The organism is Halomonas sp. AOP5-B2-8, from assembly GCF_052376475.1.
Classification (GTDB): Bacteria; Pseudomonadota; Gammaproteobacteria; order Pseudomonadales; family Halomonadaceae; genus Vreelandella; species Vreelandella casei.
The window spans coordinates 1-14,244 of record NZ_JBQSVS010000006.1 but is presented as its reverse complement, the minus strand read 5'-3'; the positions used below and the strand labels follow the sequence as shown (position 1 = coordinate 14,244).

The window sequence follows — 14,244 nt, the reverse complement described above, 5'->3', positions numbered from 1 at the left end:
TGGAGGCTTTATGCTGCCTGAGTTGTTACCTCGGCCATCTGCGATAGGCGTGGCTGAATATCGCCGCCGCCGTGACGCCTTAATGGCCCAGCTGCCGAATAACGTCGCCGTTATTCTTGTAGGTGCCGGGCTAATGACCCGGTCACGCGACAGTGAGTTCGCCTTTCGTCAGAACAGCGATTTCTACTATCTCACGGGCATTCGTGAGCCCGATGCGCTATTGCTGCTGCTCCCCGGAAAAGCGGGCAACGAGAGCGTGGTGTTCTGTCAGGACCGGGATCCTGCTCTGGAGGCGTGGACAGGTCGCCGCTTGGGCGCTGCCGGCGTGATCTCAGAGCATGGGATTGATCAGGCGTTCGAAAACGCTGACCGCGATGAGCGGCTGCCCGAGCTGTTAGCCGAGCGTGAGCTGCTTTATTTACCTCTAGACAGCGCCGAGGCCGTGGCCATTGCAGAAGATGCGTTGATGTCAGCACAGGCAGGGCTGAGACGTGGAAAGCCGCCGCTAAAAGGCTGGCTGGACGTGAGCCCGTTGATTCATGCCATGCGTTTGATCAAAAGCGAGGCGGAGATTGCTCTGCTGCGTCATGCGGCGCTGATATCCGCCCGCGCCCATAGGCGTGCCATGCAGGTATCGCGGCCTGGGCTGAGTGAATATCAGCTACAGGCCGAGTTAGAGCATGAATTTGTATGGCAAGGCGCCAGCGGCCCCGCCTACAGCACGATTGTCGGCAGCGGTGCCAACGCTTGTGTACTGCACTATATTGAGAACAGCGCGCCACTCGCCGATGAGTCTTTAGTACTCATTGATGCCGGTGCCGAATTCGATCTTTACGCTGGGGATATTACCCGCACGTTTCCCGTCACTGGGCAATTTAGTGACGCTCAGCGAGCACTCTATCAAGTAGTATTAACCGCTCAAGAAAAGGCCGTGAACGCTATACGGCCGGGAGTATCGCTCGCAGATATTCACACTGGCGTGGTGCACGATTTAACGGCTGGGCTAATAGCGTTGGGCTTGCTGGATGGAGAGGTTCAGGCGCGCATTGATGACGAGAGTTATCGCCGTTTTTATCTGCATTCAACGTCACACTGGCTAGGCCTAGATGTGCACGATGTCGGCGCCTATCGGCTAGACGAAAAGACGCCTCAGCCATTGATGGCAGGCATGGTGCTTACCGTTGAGCCAGGCCTTTACATACCTAGCGATAACGACATTCCTGCTGTCTTTCGCGGTATCGGCATTCGCATTGAAGACAACGTGGTGGTAACAAGCGATGGTCACGAAGTGTTGACGGCCGATGTGCCTAAGCAGGTGAATGAAATTGAAGCATTAATGGCTAAGAATTAAGCAATTAAAAATCTCTATAATAGCCTTTATGTAATTTACGTTACGAATTATTAGTTGCCTTTGGGTGGCGGTAATGAGAGGGGAAAGCCAATGCAGCAGTCTGATTCAGCGGCTGAGCAACCATTGACCCATGACATTGTGATCATCGGGGGAGGGTTGGTCGGTGCAAGCTTAGGCTGCGCCCTGGCACCGTTGATAGAGCGCTATGGCTGGCGGGTCGCGATTGTCGAATCTGCTCCGCTACCGGCGAAGCCGTTGGAAACGCAGTGGCAGCCCAGCTTTGATGCTCGCGCCAGCGCTATTGCGGAAGGTTCTGCGCAGCGCTTTCAGCAGTTGGGTGTTTGGGAGGCGATGCGTCGCGAGGCAACCCCGATACGGCGTATCCATATCAGTGAGCGCGGCCGCCTAGGCGCGACGCGGCTAAGCGCAGATGAGCTGGGCATCGCCGCGCTTGGCCATGTGATACCTAATGCATGGATGGGGCGTGTACTTCATCAGCGTCTTACTCAGCTGCCGTTAGCCTGGCACTGCCCCGCCACGGTTGAGCAGCTTACGCCCGTGGCGGGCGGGCATCACTTGCAGCTTTCCGATGGTAGTCAATTAACGGCAGGGCTAACGGTGCTCGCTGACGGTGGCCGCTCGGGGCTTAAAGAGCAGCTGGGCATCGGCAGTCGCCGCGAATCGTATGAGCAAACTGCCTTGATTGCTCATGTGGGTGTTAGCCAGCCCCATCAGGGCGTTGCTTACGAGCGCTTTACGCCGCTGGGGCCTATGGCATTGCTACCGCTTCCCGGGCAGGCGATGGAGCTGATATGGACGCACCCCAGCGGTAGCGAGCAAGCAAGGCTGGCGCTGTCTGAGCGTGAATTCCTGCTGCAATTACAGCATGCCTTCGGCGATCGCGTAGGTCGCTTTACCCGAGTAGGGACTCGTCACGTCTATCCTCTCTCATTGGTGACAGCTGACGAGCCGGTTCGCCCAGGGCTTGCCGTATTAGGTAATGCTGCTCACGCGTTGCACCCGGTGGCCGGTCAAGGGTTTAATTTGGCACTGCGCGGAGTCATGGATCTAGTCGATGCGCTAGCACAAGGCGCGCTCGATCAGCGGCCATTGGGCGACATAACGACCCTGCTAGCCTTCGAACAGCAGCGCTCCCAAGATCGCGCTAACGTGATCCGGTTTAGTGATGGCTTAGTGCGTCTGTTTGGCCTTTCGTTTCCGCTACTGCCCCACGCTCGCGCTGCGGGATTAATTGGTTTGAACCTCATCGGGCCATTGCGTCGCAGCCTTGCGCGCCGCGCGATGGGGTTAGAGCGCTAGTGCCGCAAACAAGGAACACAAAACTATGCACACGAACACTGCATGGCAGATGAATGCTGCACCAGGAGCGCCGCTGGTTGAGCGGTTTGAGGCCGTTATCGTCGGTGGCGGCATGGTCGGCTCTGCGCTTTGCGCGCTGCTGGCTCAAGCGGGCATGCGGGTGGCGCTTGTTGAAGCACTGCCCGGGCCCGTTAGTCTGAAGCAGGCAGCTAGCGCACTGCCCGCCCCGCGAGTCAGCGCATTAACGCCGGTTTCACAGCGGTTGTTGACGCATTTAGGGGCTTGGCCCGCGATGCAGCAAACCCGGATAACGCCTTATCGCGGTATGCAGGTATGGGACGCTGAGGGTAGCGGTGACATTGCGTTTTCTGCCGATGAGGCGGGTGTTCTGGTATTGGGGCATATTGTGGAAAATGCGGTCACGCTAGCCGCGCTCAATAGCCAGGTGATCGATCATCCTAACGTTACGACGTTTTTTGGTACCAGTATTCAGGCCTTGCAACGCGCTAGTCAGAAGGCCGATAAGCAGGCCGATGGGGATTGGCTGGTGCTGGATGACGGGCGCCAACTACACGCCCCGCTGATCGTAGCGGCCGATGGCGCGCATTCGTCACTGCGCGAAATGGCCGGCATTGAAGTGGCTAGCGATGCTATGCAGCAAGACGCGGTAGTGACCACCGTGCAGTGTGCTAAGCCGCACGGCGGTACGGCGCGGCAAGCGTTTATCGATGGTCGTCCGCTAGCGTTTCTGCCCTTAACGGTGGCGGACGACGATCGCTACTGCTCAATTGTATGGTCGACAACCCCAGAGCATGCAGCTGAGCTGTGCAGTAGCTCTCGCTCAGCGTTGGGCGATGCGCTGGCTCAAGCGTTAGGCCACCGGCTAGGCTCTGTTAAGGTCTGCGATCAGGCGCATCGTTTTCCGCTTGTGCAGCGCCATGCCCGTCAGTATGTTCAAGAGCATTTTGCGCTAGTCGGTGATGCTGCCCACAGCATTCATCCGTTGGCAGGTCAGGGTGTCAATTTGGGGCTCATGGATGCAGCGGTATTGGCTGAAGAGGTCGTGCATGCCTGGCAGCGCGGCGCCCCCTGGGGGGCGATAAGCACACTAAAGCGCTATGAGCGCCGGCGGCGCTTTGATAACGCTGCCATGCTGGCGTTGATGAAGGGGTTTAAAGTGCTGTTCGGCAGTCATCATCCTGTGTTGACGCTGGCGCGCAACCTGGGCATGAGCGGTATGAATCAGCAAGTGCCCTTAAAGCGGATGCTAATGCGGCAGGCGACCGGAGAGCGGGGCCGCCTGCCACTGACCTGCCGTTAGCGGCGGCGATCAACCACGTTAAGTGCTTTCAACAGGTTAAGCGCTTCGCTGAGCTGATAATCGTCAAGCAGGCGCTCGGCCATTTCTTGGCGGTCACGCGGTGCCTGTTGAGCGCTTAGATGCCCGTCAAGATCCGCCTCGCGAATTTCACGACGGCTTTCGGCGACTTCTAAACGCCCGCGGACGACTTCGACGTCAGGCTCAATGCCTTGGGCCTGAATAGAGCGCCCATTAGGGGTGTAATAAAGCGCGGTGGTGAGCTTTAGCCCCTCACCATTACCCAGCGGCATAATCTGCTGCACCGACCCTTTACCAAAGCTGTCGGTTCCCATAATGATGCCGCGCCGCTGGTCCTGCAGCGCACCCGCCACGATCTCGGCGGCCGAGGCGCTGCCGCCGTTGATCAGCACCACCAGCGGAATATCGCCAGCGGGGGTGTTGGACGAGGCGGAAAACGACATGGCGGTATCCGAGAGACGCCCTTCGGTATACACGATCAGCCCTTGATCGAGGAACAGGTCGGCAATACCTACGGCAGCCTGAAGCACTCCGCCAGGATTATTACGCAAATCAAGCACCAGCCCTTCTAGCGGCTGTTCACGGGCCATCATCGCCAATGCGTCGCGAGCCTGTTCCGCAGTGCGCGACTGGAACTGGCTAATGCGAAGGTAGCCATAACCAGACTCAAGCAGCTCATGTTTAACGCTTTCGCTGCGAATAATTTCACGTTTTAGGATGAATTCCCGCGGAGTGTCTTCGCCTGAACGAAGTATGCTCATACGCAGCTCGCTTTCCGCTTCGCCGCGCATTAGCGTCACCGCTTCCTGAAGGGACAGATTCGCGGTGGGCGTACCGTCAATGGCGACGATAATATCGCGAGACAGCAGCCCCGCGCGTGAAGCGGGCGTGTCATCAATGGGTGTAATCACCATGAGCTGGCCATCTTCCATGCCGACTTCAATCCCAATGCCGCCAAACTCGCCCTGGGTCGACTCACGCAGGCTTTGGAACTCCTCCTCATCCAGATAGGCTGAGTGCGGGTCCAGTTCGCTAAGCATGCCTCGCATGGCGTTGCGCAGCAGCGTGCGGTCATCCACTTCTTCAACGTACGCGCGCTTAATACGCTCGAACACTTCGGCGAAGGTCTGAATCTCTTCTAATGGCAGCGTATCACCGGCATTTTGATTTGCCCCGCTAGCGCTGGATTGAGCGAACAACGGTAGCGGAACCGACAATAAAGCAATCGGGAGCAGGGTGGCCAAGAAACGCTTGGCGGGGGCTGATACCCCGATAACAGATAGCGTCATGCAGACTCCGCAAGGCGATAGGTAGCGCCGTAGCGCGCCACCCTGTAGTTGAGAAAACGGTAGTTAAAACACTGTCACTGAAAAACTGTCGTTGAAAATTGTTATTAAAACGGTCGTTAACACGGTAGCTAAAACCGCCAATAATTATGCAGCTTATCCCGTCAGCGTCGTGCAATCCAACGCTGTGGGTTAATTGGTTCGCCGCCACGGCGAACCTCGAAGTAAAGCGCCGCGCGACTCTGGCCACCGCTATCGCCGACACGGCCAATTTCATCACCCCGATTGACTTGCTGCCCCGGTCTTGCGCTGAACTGCTGTAAGTGAGCGTGTAGCGTCATGATCTGGTCGCCGTGATCGATAATCAACAGGTTACCAAACCCCCGCATCCAATCAGCAAAGACCACGCGGCCAGAGTGAACGGCCGTCACCGGCGTACCGGCACTGGCTTGAATCACAATACCGTTATAGTGAACGCCATCGCGATAATGAAAATCGCTGCTGATAGAGCCTTGTACTGGCCATGGCAAGTCGCCCCGAGTACTCACAATATGCGTAGTTGGCGTTGGTTCAGCAAGCTTTGCCATCTCGGCTTGGATATTGCGCAGAACGCTTTCCGCTTCTTCACGGCTCTGGTTGAGGTCGGCCAGCCGCTCCTCTTCGCTGCCGTAGCGGTCATCCAAGTTGGAAACAACGCCGCGGCGATCGGTGGTGCGCTGGGCGAGTAGCGCGCTTTGATCCTCTAATTCCTCGGCGAGCAAATCAAGGCGGGCTTGGCGTTCACTTAACGCGTTTTGAGTATCAGCCAAGGCCGTATCGAGGCGCGCTATATCGCTTAAACGACGATTGCGTGCTTCGGTCAGGCGATTCATATACGCCTGCATACGGTCAAGTTCAGCGGGATTGCCTTGATTAAGCAGCAGCTTGAGCTGTGGCGTTGGGCCCAGGCGATAAAGCGCAGAGAGCTGCTGGCCAAGCGCGGCATACTGACTGGCGCGCTCAGATTCCAGCCGGTCACGGTGCTCAAGCAGCTGGGTCGTTTCGTCATTAAGCTGACGCCGCTCGGCCTGCAGGGTGTCTAAGCGCTGATGCGTTTCGGCAAGCTCTGTTTCAACTTCACGCAGCTCACGCTCGGCACTGTCTCGCGCCTGGCCGGTCGAGGTAAGGCGCTCGGCAACCGATTTAATCTCTTGACCGATCGCATCAAGCTGCTGGCGCGCCGCGCTTTCATCCTGCTGGGCCAATCCGGCTGGCGCATAGCATAGCGCCAGGAGGACAACCACAGCCGAGTATCGCCGTGTACGCTGCATTTATGGCTGAGTGTCAGACTGAAAGTGAATTAATGATTTGCCGGTCATCGCTTCGGGCTGGGATTGGTTCATCATTGTTAGCAGTGTGGGTGCCAGATCGCATAGCCTGCCTTCTTTCAGCGAGGCCGCCCGCTCACCGACGTAGATAAGCGGCACCACAAAGGTAGTATGCGCGGTTTGGGGGGCGCCTGTTTCCGGATGCACCATCTGCTCGGCATTGCCGTGATCGGCGGTAATTAAACAGGCGCCGCCCGCGCGTTCGATAGCGTCAACCACGCGGCCTACGCATATGTCGACCGTTTCAATGGCTTTCACCGCGGCGTCAAAGTCGCCGGTGTGACCGACCATATCGCCGTTGGCATAGTTACAGATAATCAGATCAAAACTGCCGCCATCAATGGCCTCTACGAGCTTGTCGGTAATCTCATAGGCGCTCATTTCGGGCTTTTCGTCGTAAGTGCGCACGTCCTGCGGGGAGGGCAGGAGAGTGCGTGTTTCACCATCAAACGCATCTTCGCGGCCACCGGAAAAGAAGAAGGTGACATGCGGATACTTCTCGGTTTCGGCAATACGCAGCTGCGTTAAGCCGCGTTTGGCCACCACTTCACCTAAGGTATCGCTGAGGTTAGACGGCGGAAACGCCGCAGGCGCAGGGATATCCGCCGCGTACTGGGTCATCATCACCAGCCCTTTACCGGCAAGCGTAGGACAAGCCCGACGCTCGAAGCCTTTAAAGTCGGGCTCGGCAAAGGCGCGGGTTAATTCGCGCGCGCGGTCGGCGCGAAAGTTAAGAAAAATTGCCGCATCGCCATCCTGCAGAGTAACTGCATTATCTTTGGAGCCGTCTTTGAGCGGTATACTGCTGGCGGATACAAACTCATCGGTTTCGCCGCGCTGATAGGCATCGCGTAGCGCCGTTTCGGCGCTGGAAGCGTAATGCTCGGCGTGCCCATCTGTTAGCAAGCGATAAGCTTGCTCAACGCGTTCCCATCGATTATCGCGATCCATGGCGAAGAAGCGGCCAATAATCGAAGCGACGAAGCCGTTGTCAGCGCCCACCAGCTCGGCGAGACGGGCATTGGCTCGCTCAATGGAGAGCAGGGCGCTTTGCGGTGGCATATCGCGGCCATCGAGAAAGGCGTGGATAAAAATACGCTGAGCACCGCGCCGAGCTGCGAGCTCAGCCAAGGCGATAAAGTGGCCTTCGTGGCTATGCACGCCGCCCGGAGACAGCAACCCGATTAAGTGTACCGGGCGATTATTCGCGACGGCTTCATCAATTGGTTGCGTGAGGTTTTCGTTTGAATCTAGGTCGCCGTCTTCAATCGCTTTGCTGATGCGAGTGAAGTTCTGATAAACAATCCGCCCAGCACCAATATTCATGTGCCCGACTTCAGAGTTACCCATTTGGCCGTCGGGTAAACCTACGTGAAGACCGTCGGTATGAACGAAGGCGTGGGGGCGATTTTCCCAAAGCGTATCCATCACCGGGGTAGCGGCAGACGCCACCGCATTGTGGGCGCTGTCGGGGTTGTGGCCGTAGCCATCAAGAATAATTAGCGCCACCGGGCGCGGGGTGCGAGAAGTGTCCATGAAAACCTCGTTAGGATTGGCAAGTCGACCGACTCGATAATTCAGGGTCGCGACGGGCGCACGCTTGGGGCATCATAACGCAGGCAACTGCCAGGCGTCATGATCAAGGCCTGCGCGGGAAGCTATCGGACGTGTATACTTGTCGCGTTTTGGCAGCGGTTAGGCCGCTTTTTTCTGCATTGACCAAGAGATTGTGTTCGCGATGATCGATCAAGTGTTCGAATTCGTACAGAACCACCCCCTGCTCGTTGGGGCATTTTTGCTGGTACTGATAGCGTGGCTTGTCTACGAAACGCGCAGTGCCTCCACCAATGCGTTGACCTCAACCCAGGCCACTCAGCTCATTAACCGTGAAGACGCGGTGGTGCTGGACATCCGTGAAAACAAAGACTTCAAAGCCGGGCATATCGCGGGGGCGCGCAACATTCCGCAAAGCAACCTCGATAGCCGCATGAACGAACTGGAAAAAGTCAAAGCCCAGCCGGTCATTGTGGTGTGCAAGCAAGGGCAGAGCTCGGGTGCCGCGCAGGCCAAGCTTGCAAAAGCTGGCTTCGAGCGAGCCTTTAAGTTGAAGGGTGGCATGGCGCAGTGGCAAGGCGATGGCCTTCCAGTGGTTAAAAAGTAAGCATTGCTATCTTTATTTAATAAATAATCAGGAGTTTTCTCATGGCGGAAGATAACAACACCCCGCAAGCTGGTGCCGCAGCTGATGAAAAACCGCAGCTTAAGTTTTCGCTGCAGCGCATTTATGTAAAAGATATTTCGTTTGAAGCGCCTAATTCTCCGTCGGTGTTTAAACAGTCGTTCAAGCCGAAGGTCAATTTGGATCTTAATACGACCAGCACTAAAATTGCCGATGATCAGTACGAAGTAGTCGTCAAAGTGACGGCTCAGGTCAACGACAGCGAAACCGGCACTACCTCTTTCCTCGCGGAAGTTGAGCAAGCAGGTTTATTCCGCATTGCAGGAATTGAAGGCGCGCAGCTGGAGCAAACGCTGGGTGCTTTCTGCCCGAACCTGCTGTTTCCTTACGCCCGCGAGTGCGTCGATAACCTGGTCAACCGTGGTGGCTTCCCGCCGCTGATGCTGGCACCGGTTAACTTCGAAGCAATGTACGCCCAGCGCAAACAGCGCGAAGCTAAGCAAGCCGCTGAGAATACGCACTAAGCGATGCACGCCTCTGACTGGTACGCCCAGCATGGCAAAATGCCGCGTCTCTATGTGCCTGCTGCTTTTGTCGCAGGCAGCGACGTTGCATTGCCTGAAGGGCCTGCTCGCCATGTCACTCGGGTATTGCGCATGGCTGAAGGCGCACCTCTGGTGCTGTTTGACGGCCATGGGCAGGAGGCCGGCGTACGGCTGGCGGCGGTGAGTCGTAAGCAAACGCTGGCGCATGTTGAGGCCGTGTGGGCGGGCAGCGGCGAGTCGCCGTTAACGGTGCATTTAGGTCAAGCGATCTCCAAAGGGGATCGCATGGACTATGCCATCCAAAAGGCCGTTGAGCTGGGCGTTGCGACCATCACGCCGCTCTACACAGAGCGTGGTGATGTGCGTTTGAAAGGCGATCGTGAAGATAAAAAACAGGCGCACTGGCAGGCGATTGCTGCCAGTGCCTGTGAGCAGAGTGGGCGTGCCGTGGTGCCTTGCGTACAGGCGCCAATGGCGCTGTCTGCATGGCTGGAAGACCGTCAAGAGCCGCTGCGCTTGATGCTGCACTTGGCTACGGGCAATGCCTTTGATCAGCACAGTCGGCCCGCTGCGGTGGCGCTGTTGATCGGCCCAGAAGGCGGTTTGAGTGACAGCGACATCGCCGCTGCACAGGCCGCCTCCTTTACGCCCTTAACGCTTGGTCCGCGCGTTTTACGCACGGAAACCGCCCCGGTCGTGGCACTTACTCTTCTCCAGCACTATTTTGGAGATTTGTAAGTACTCACTTTCGATTATAGCCTTTAGCTATCCTCTATAATGGCTTATTGATCCCCAATATTTGCGTTTTAGCGTACTCCCTAAGACACCGTCATCCTGGTCTATTTTTTGAAGGACGTTCCCCATGGTCCGCGAGTCACACTCCTCTCCTCGATCTGCTAGCGATGCATCCGCCCAGTTGGGTGAGGTGGCGTACTTAACGGTAACGGCCGTTAATAACGTTGGTGCTTTTTTACAGTGGGGGCAGCCTAAGGATGTGTTGCTACCGTTTAGCGAACAACATTTTCGCCCTGATCCCGGTAAGCGTGTTCTGGTCATGCTGTATAGCGATGACCAGGGGCGGCCAGTGGCTACCATGAAGCTTGATCGTTTTTTGACCGATGACGCTTGGGCACTAGAAAAAGGCGATGAAGTGGCCGTGGTGGTGGCCGAGCGCACCGATCTGGGTATGAAAGTCATTGTGAACCACCGCTACTGGGGGCTCATTTATCAAGATGACGTTACCCAGCCATTGCGCAGAGGCCAAGCCGTTAAAGGCTATGTTAAGCAACGTCGTGAAGATGGCCGCTTGAATATCTCGCTGCTGCCGCCAGGTGCCGCGCGCTTAGATATCGTCGGCGATAAAATTATTCAGGCACTGCGTGAGAGCGGCGGCTATTTGGCGTTGGGCGATAAAAGTGCGGCGCACGAAATTAAAGCCCGGCTAGGCGTCAGCAAAAGCGCTTTTAAACAAGCGATTGGACGTCTTTATAAGCAGCAGCTGATTACCTTAGAACCTGATGCTATTCGCTTAGTGCCCGGTGCTCTTAGCGAGTAGTTCTTAGCGAGTAGTTAGTTGGGGCAGTTGGAGCCGGACGGGCAGTACGGCATACTGAGCGTCAATTGTTTATGTTTGGAAAATGCCCGATGAGCCACTCAAATTTGCATCTCGGCGTTGTGATGGATCCCATCAGCGACATCGCTTACAAGAAAGATACGACCATTGCCATGCTGTGGGCCGCCCAAGAGCGTGGCTATACCCTGCACTATATGGAGCAGGAAGATCTTTTCTTAAACGCAGGGCAAGCCTACGCGCGTATGCGCCCTTTGACCGTGCACCGTAATCCCGACCACTGGTACGACTTAGGTGAGCCTTCTGCTCGTCCCTTAGCCGAGCTGGATGTGGTGCTGATGCGTAAAGATCCGCCGGTGGATGCCGATTTTACCAATGCGGTACACCTGCTGGGTTTTGCTGAGCGTGACGGCGTGCTGGTAGTGAATCCTACCGCGGCGCTCTTGCAGTGCAACGAAAAACTGTTTGCTCAGCAGTTCCCTCAGTGCTGCGCGCCTACCATCGTGGCCAGCCGCGATGATGTGCTGCGCGCCTTTCACGCTGAGCATGGCGATGTGATCTTCAAGCCGCTTGACGGCATGGGTGGCACGGGCATTTTTCATATTGGCCCAGAAGGTCGCAATATTGGTGCCGTGATTGAACAGCTTTCCTTGCGGGGTCAGCGCCAAATTATGGCGCAGCGCTATCTGCCCGAAATTAAAGACGGTGATACGCGCATTTTGCTCGTTGATGGCGAGCCGGTGCCCTACGGGTTGGCACGCATCCCCTCGGCGGGCGAAACCCGCGGCAATTTGGCGGCCGGCGGGCGTGGTGTTAGCCGTGAGCTAACCGAGCGCGACCACTGGCTGATTCAGCAGGTACAGCCGATGATCCGAGAGAAGGGGTTAATGTTCGTCGGGCTAGATGTGATTGGTGATTATATTACGGAAATCAACGTCACTAGCCCCACCTGCGTGCGTGAAATTGACGATCAGCGCGGCACGAATATTGCCGGCTTGCTGCTGGATGCCATCGAGCGCCGCTTAGCCTAAACCAGGGCTGCACCCTCAACTCATTTATTACGCTACGCCTGCTGGAGCCCCTGCAGGCGGTGGGAGACGCATGCAAAGTTTGAAACATCACTTTCTCATGGCCATGCCACATCTAGAAGATCCTAACTTTGCCGGTAGCCTTATCTATCTTTGTGATCACGATGACAACGGCTGTATGGGTGTGATTACTAACCGCCCGCTGGAGATCACGCTGGAGGCTTTATTTGATCAATTAGAGCTGGGTGGTGACGCAAGTCCGCATCGTAATGCGCCGGTCTATTACGGTGGGCCAATGCATAAAGACCGCGGCTTTATTCTGCACGTTGGCGATAGTCAGCAGTGGGACTCTAGTGTTCAGGTGGAAGATGGCATTGCGCTCACCACGTCGCTGGATATTTTGCAGGCTTTCGCTGATGGCGATGGTCCTGAGCAGTTTTTAGTCTGCCTAGGCTGTGCGGGCTGGGATGTTGGGCAGCTTGAGGATGAGCTCAAAGAAAATTCCTGGTTGACCGTAGAAGGCCAGCACCACGTGCTGTTTAACACGCCACCCGTCGAGCGATTGACGACCGCAGCTGGCTTATTGGGCGTAGACCTTAATCTGATGACTCGAGATGCGGGGCACGCGTAATGGCCGATGAGGGCCAACGCTTAGTGCTTGCTTTTGACTATGGAACCCGGCGCATTGGCGTTGCCGTGGGCAATGAGCTATTGCGTAGCGCCCGTGAGTTGACGCCTCTCACGGCGCGCGCGGGTATTCCAGACTGGGACATCGTTGCGCGGCTGCTCAATGAGTGGCAGCCGGATCTGTTAGTGGTAGGGCTGCCGCTTAATATGGACGGTACCGAATCAGAGATGAGTATTCGCGCCCGCAAGTTTGGTAATCGTTTACACGGCCGCTTCGGTAAACCGTGTGCAATGGTCGATGAGCGCGGTACTACGCGGGAAGCGAAAATGATCGCTCGCGAGGCAGGCCATAAAGGCAACTATCGTCAAGACAGTGTCGATGGTATTGCCGCTATTCTTATTCTTGAAGGTTGGTTTGCCCACCAGGAAGGCTTGCCTGGCGGGCGTCTTTCCTTGTAACTAGCGATCCAGCGTGCCTACTTGGGCTGGAACATACCAGCGCACGGGGCGCAGATCTTTTTCGATCAGTTCGTCAACCTTTAGCAGCGTTGCGAAAATTGCCATACGCATGGGAATGCCGTTATCTGTTTGGCGAAAGATCGCCAGCCGCGGGTCGCCGTTAAGATTTACATTCAAATCATTGGCGCCAGGGCGGCTATCGCGGGGCAGCGGATGCATCACGATGGTGCTCTGGCCGCAACGCTGATCGAGAAAATCGCGATTGACCATAAAATCATCGGAGAGCCCTTGGAAGCTCTCGTTCATTTCGTCGGTAAAGCGTTCTTTCTGAATGCGCGTGGTGTAAACCACGTCCAGGTCTGCAAAGTCATTGGCCAATGACTCACGCTGCTCAATGCGGTGACCGCGCGATGCAACTAGATCAATGAGTCGTGAAGGCATCTCCAGGCCTGGCGGTGACACCAGAGTAATGCGCAGCGGATCATAAAGTGACAGCAGCTTAATCAGTGAATGCACCGTGCGGCCGTACTTTAAATCGCCTGTCAGCAGAATATGCGCACCGCTAAGCGATTTCCCCAGACGCTGAAACTCCTTATCAATCGTATAAAGGTCCAGCAGCGCTTGGCTGGGATGTTCGCCAGGGCCGTCTCCGCCGTTGATGACTGGTACATTGGTCGCGGCCGCAAACTCTGCGACGGAGCCCTGATCAGGATGGCGCATCACGATAGCATCGCAGTAGCCGCTCATTACGCGGCTGGTGTCGTAAAGCGACTCCCCCTTTGCCATCGATGAGAAGGTAAAGCCGGTCGTGTCACATACGCTGCCGCCCAAGCGACAAAAAGCGGTATGGAAGCTTACCCGTGTGCGGGTGCTGGCTTCAAAAAACAGATTCCCGAGTACCGCCCCTTCTAATACGCGTGTCACCTGGCGGCGCTGGGCAATCGGCTCCATGCGCGCGGCGACGCGTAATAGGTGATCAACGCTTTCGCGATTTAATGAATCGACAGTTAGCAGATGGTGGCTCATAAGGGACCTCGGCAGGGTGGTAGATAGGCTAGTGTAACCGCCAATGAGGGGTGTGCCGAAGGGGTTTTACCTACGAATGTCAGTTAACAAATAACGGCCCAATCATTCTTTTTACAGTTATTTTTCAATAGCCCTTGCCAACCCGTT

At 56.3% G+C, this 14,244-nt stretch carries 14 protein-coding genes; 10 read left to right on the top strand and 4 right to left on the bottom strand.

Features of this window, described 5'->3' with window-relative positions; translation table 11 throughout:
- Window positions 1-10 precede the first annotated feature (10 nt).
- The 3 genes from pepP (at window position 11) to ACT3RP_RS14320 (ending at window position 3,992) form a co-directional block, all read left to right on the top strand.
- Window positions 11-1,351, top strand: coding sequence for a Xaa-Pro aminopeptidase (gene pepP / locus ACT3RP_RS14330; RefSeq protein WP_483394042.1), 1,341 nt, complete (start codon window positions 11-13; stop codon window positions 1,349-1,351).
- A gap of 90 nt (window positions 1,352-1,441) precedes the next feature.
- Window positions 1,442-2,671, top strand: a complete 1,230-nt coding sequence (gene ubiH, locus ACT3RP_RS14325) for a 2-octaprenyl-6-methoxyphenyl hydroxylase (RefSeq protein WP_483394041.1) — start codon at window positions 1,442-1,444, stop codon at window positions 2,669-2,671.
- A 25-nt stretch (window positions 2,672-2,696) separates the two neighbouring features.
- Window positions 2,697-3,992, top strand: a complete 1,296-nt coding sequence (locus tag ACT3RP_RS14320; protein ID WP_483394040.1) for a UbiH/UbiF/VisC/COQ6 family ubiquinone biosynthesis hydroxylase — start codon at window positions 2,697-2,699, stop codon at window positions 3,990-3,992.
- On the opposite strand, the gene ACT3RP_RS14315 is transcribed toward ACT3RP_RS14320, so the two are convergent.
- The 3 genes from ACT3RP_RS14315 to gpmI all read right to left on the bottom strand — a co-directional run bounded on the left by ACT3RP_RS14315 (window position 3,989) and on the right by gpmI (window position 8,199).
- Window positions 3,989-5,299: a S41 family peptidase gene (locus ACT3RP_RS14315; protein ID WP_441684334.1), complete on the bottom strand. Its 1,311-nt coding sequence runs from the start codon at window positions 5,297-5,299 to the stop codon at window positions 3,989-3,991. The two genes, ACT3RP_RS14320 and ACT3RP_RS14315, sit on opposite strands and share 4 nt — an antisense overlap.
- A gap of 161 nt (window positions 5,300-5,460) precedes the next feature.
- Entirely contained in the window at window positions 5,461-6,606 is a 1,146-nt protein-coding gene (locus ACT3RP_RS14310) for a murein hydrolase activator EnvC family protein (RefSeq protein WP_441684333.1), read from the bottom strand.
- Complete coding sequence (gpmI, locus tag ACT3RP_RS14305) at window positions 6,607-8,199, bottom strand: 2,3-bisphosphoglycerate-independent phosphoglycerate mutase (RefSeq protein ID WP_483394039.1); 1,593 nt, start codon at window positions 8,197-8,199, stop codon at window positions 6,607-6,609.
- 202 nt (window positions 8,200-8,401) lie between these two features.
- On the opposite strand from gpmI, the gene ACT3RP_RS14300 reads away from it, so the two are divergent.
- The 7 genes from ACT3RP_RS14300 to ruvX all read left to right on the top strand — a co-directional run bounded on the left by ACT3RP_RS14300 (window position 8,402) and on the right by ruvX (window position 13,071).
- A complete protein-coding gene (locus tag ACT3RP_RS14300) occupies window positions 8,402-8,824 on the top strand; it encodes a rhodanese-like domain-containing protein (protein ID WP_483394038.1) in 423 nt (140 codons plus the stop codon).
- 41 nt (window positions 8,825-8,865) lie between these two features.
- Window positions 8,866-9,366 carry a protein-export chaperone SecB gene (secB, locus tag ACT3RP_RS14295; RefSeq protein WP_441672001.1) on the top strand — a complete coding sequence of 167 codons (501 nt, stop codon included), beginning with the start codon at window positions 8,866-8,868 and terminating at the stop codon, window positions 9,364-9,366.
- Between the two features lie 3 nt (window positions 9,367-9,369).
- The gene (locus ACT3RP_RS14290) at window positions 9,370-10,125 is read left to right on the top strand and encodes a 16S rRNA (uracil(1498)-N(3))-methyltransferase (protein ID WP_483394037.1); all 756 of its coding nucleotides are present in this window, start codon (window positions 9,370-9,372) and stop codon (window positions 10,123-10,125) included.
- A gap of 124 nt (window positions 10,126-10,249) precedes the next feature.
- Window positions 10,250-10,942 (top strand): CvfB family protein, encoded by a 693-nt coding sequence (locus tag ACT3RP_RS14285; protein WP_444672282.1) that lies wholly within the window; start codon window positions 10,250-10,252, stop codon window positions 10,940-10,942.
- 89 nt (window positions 10,943-11,031) lie between these two features.
- Window positions 11,032-11,988 (top strand): glutathione synthase, encoded by a 957-nt coding sequence (gshB, locus tag ACT3RP_RS14280; protein ID WP_441684329.1) that lies wholly within the window; start codon window positions 11,032-11,034, stop codon window positions 11,986-11,988.
- A gap of 70 nt (window positions 11,989-12,058) precedes the next feature.
- A complete protein-coding gene (locus tag ACT3RP_RS14275) occupies window positions 12,059-12,616 on the top strand; it encodes a YqgE/AlgH family protein (RefSeq protein WP_096276617.1) in 558 nt (185 codons plus the stop codon).
- A complete protein-coding gene (ruvX, locus tag ACT3RP_RS14270; protein ID WP_441684328.1) occupies window positions 12,616-13,071 on the top strand; it encodes a Holliday junction resolvase RuvX in 456 nt (151 codons plus the stop codon). The genes ACT3RP_RS14275 and ruvX overlap by 1 nt, the downstream gene beginning before the upstream one ends.
- Here ruvX and ACT3RP_RS14265 read toward each other — a convergent pair whose 3' ends face one another.
- The gene (locus tag ACT3RP_RS14265; RefSeq protein WP_096276613.1) at window positions 13,072-14,097 is read right to left on the bottom strand and encodes an aspartate carbamoyltransferase; all 1,026 of its coding nucleotides are present in this window, start codon (window positions 14,095-14,097) and stop codon (window positions 13,072-13,074) included.
- Between the last annotated feature and the right edge of the window lie 147 nt (window positions 14,098-14,244).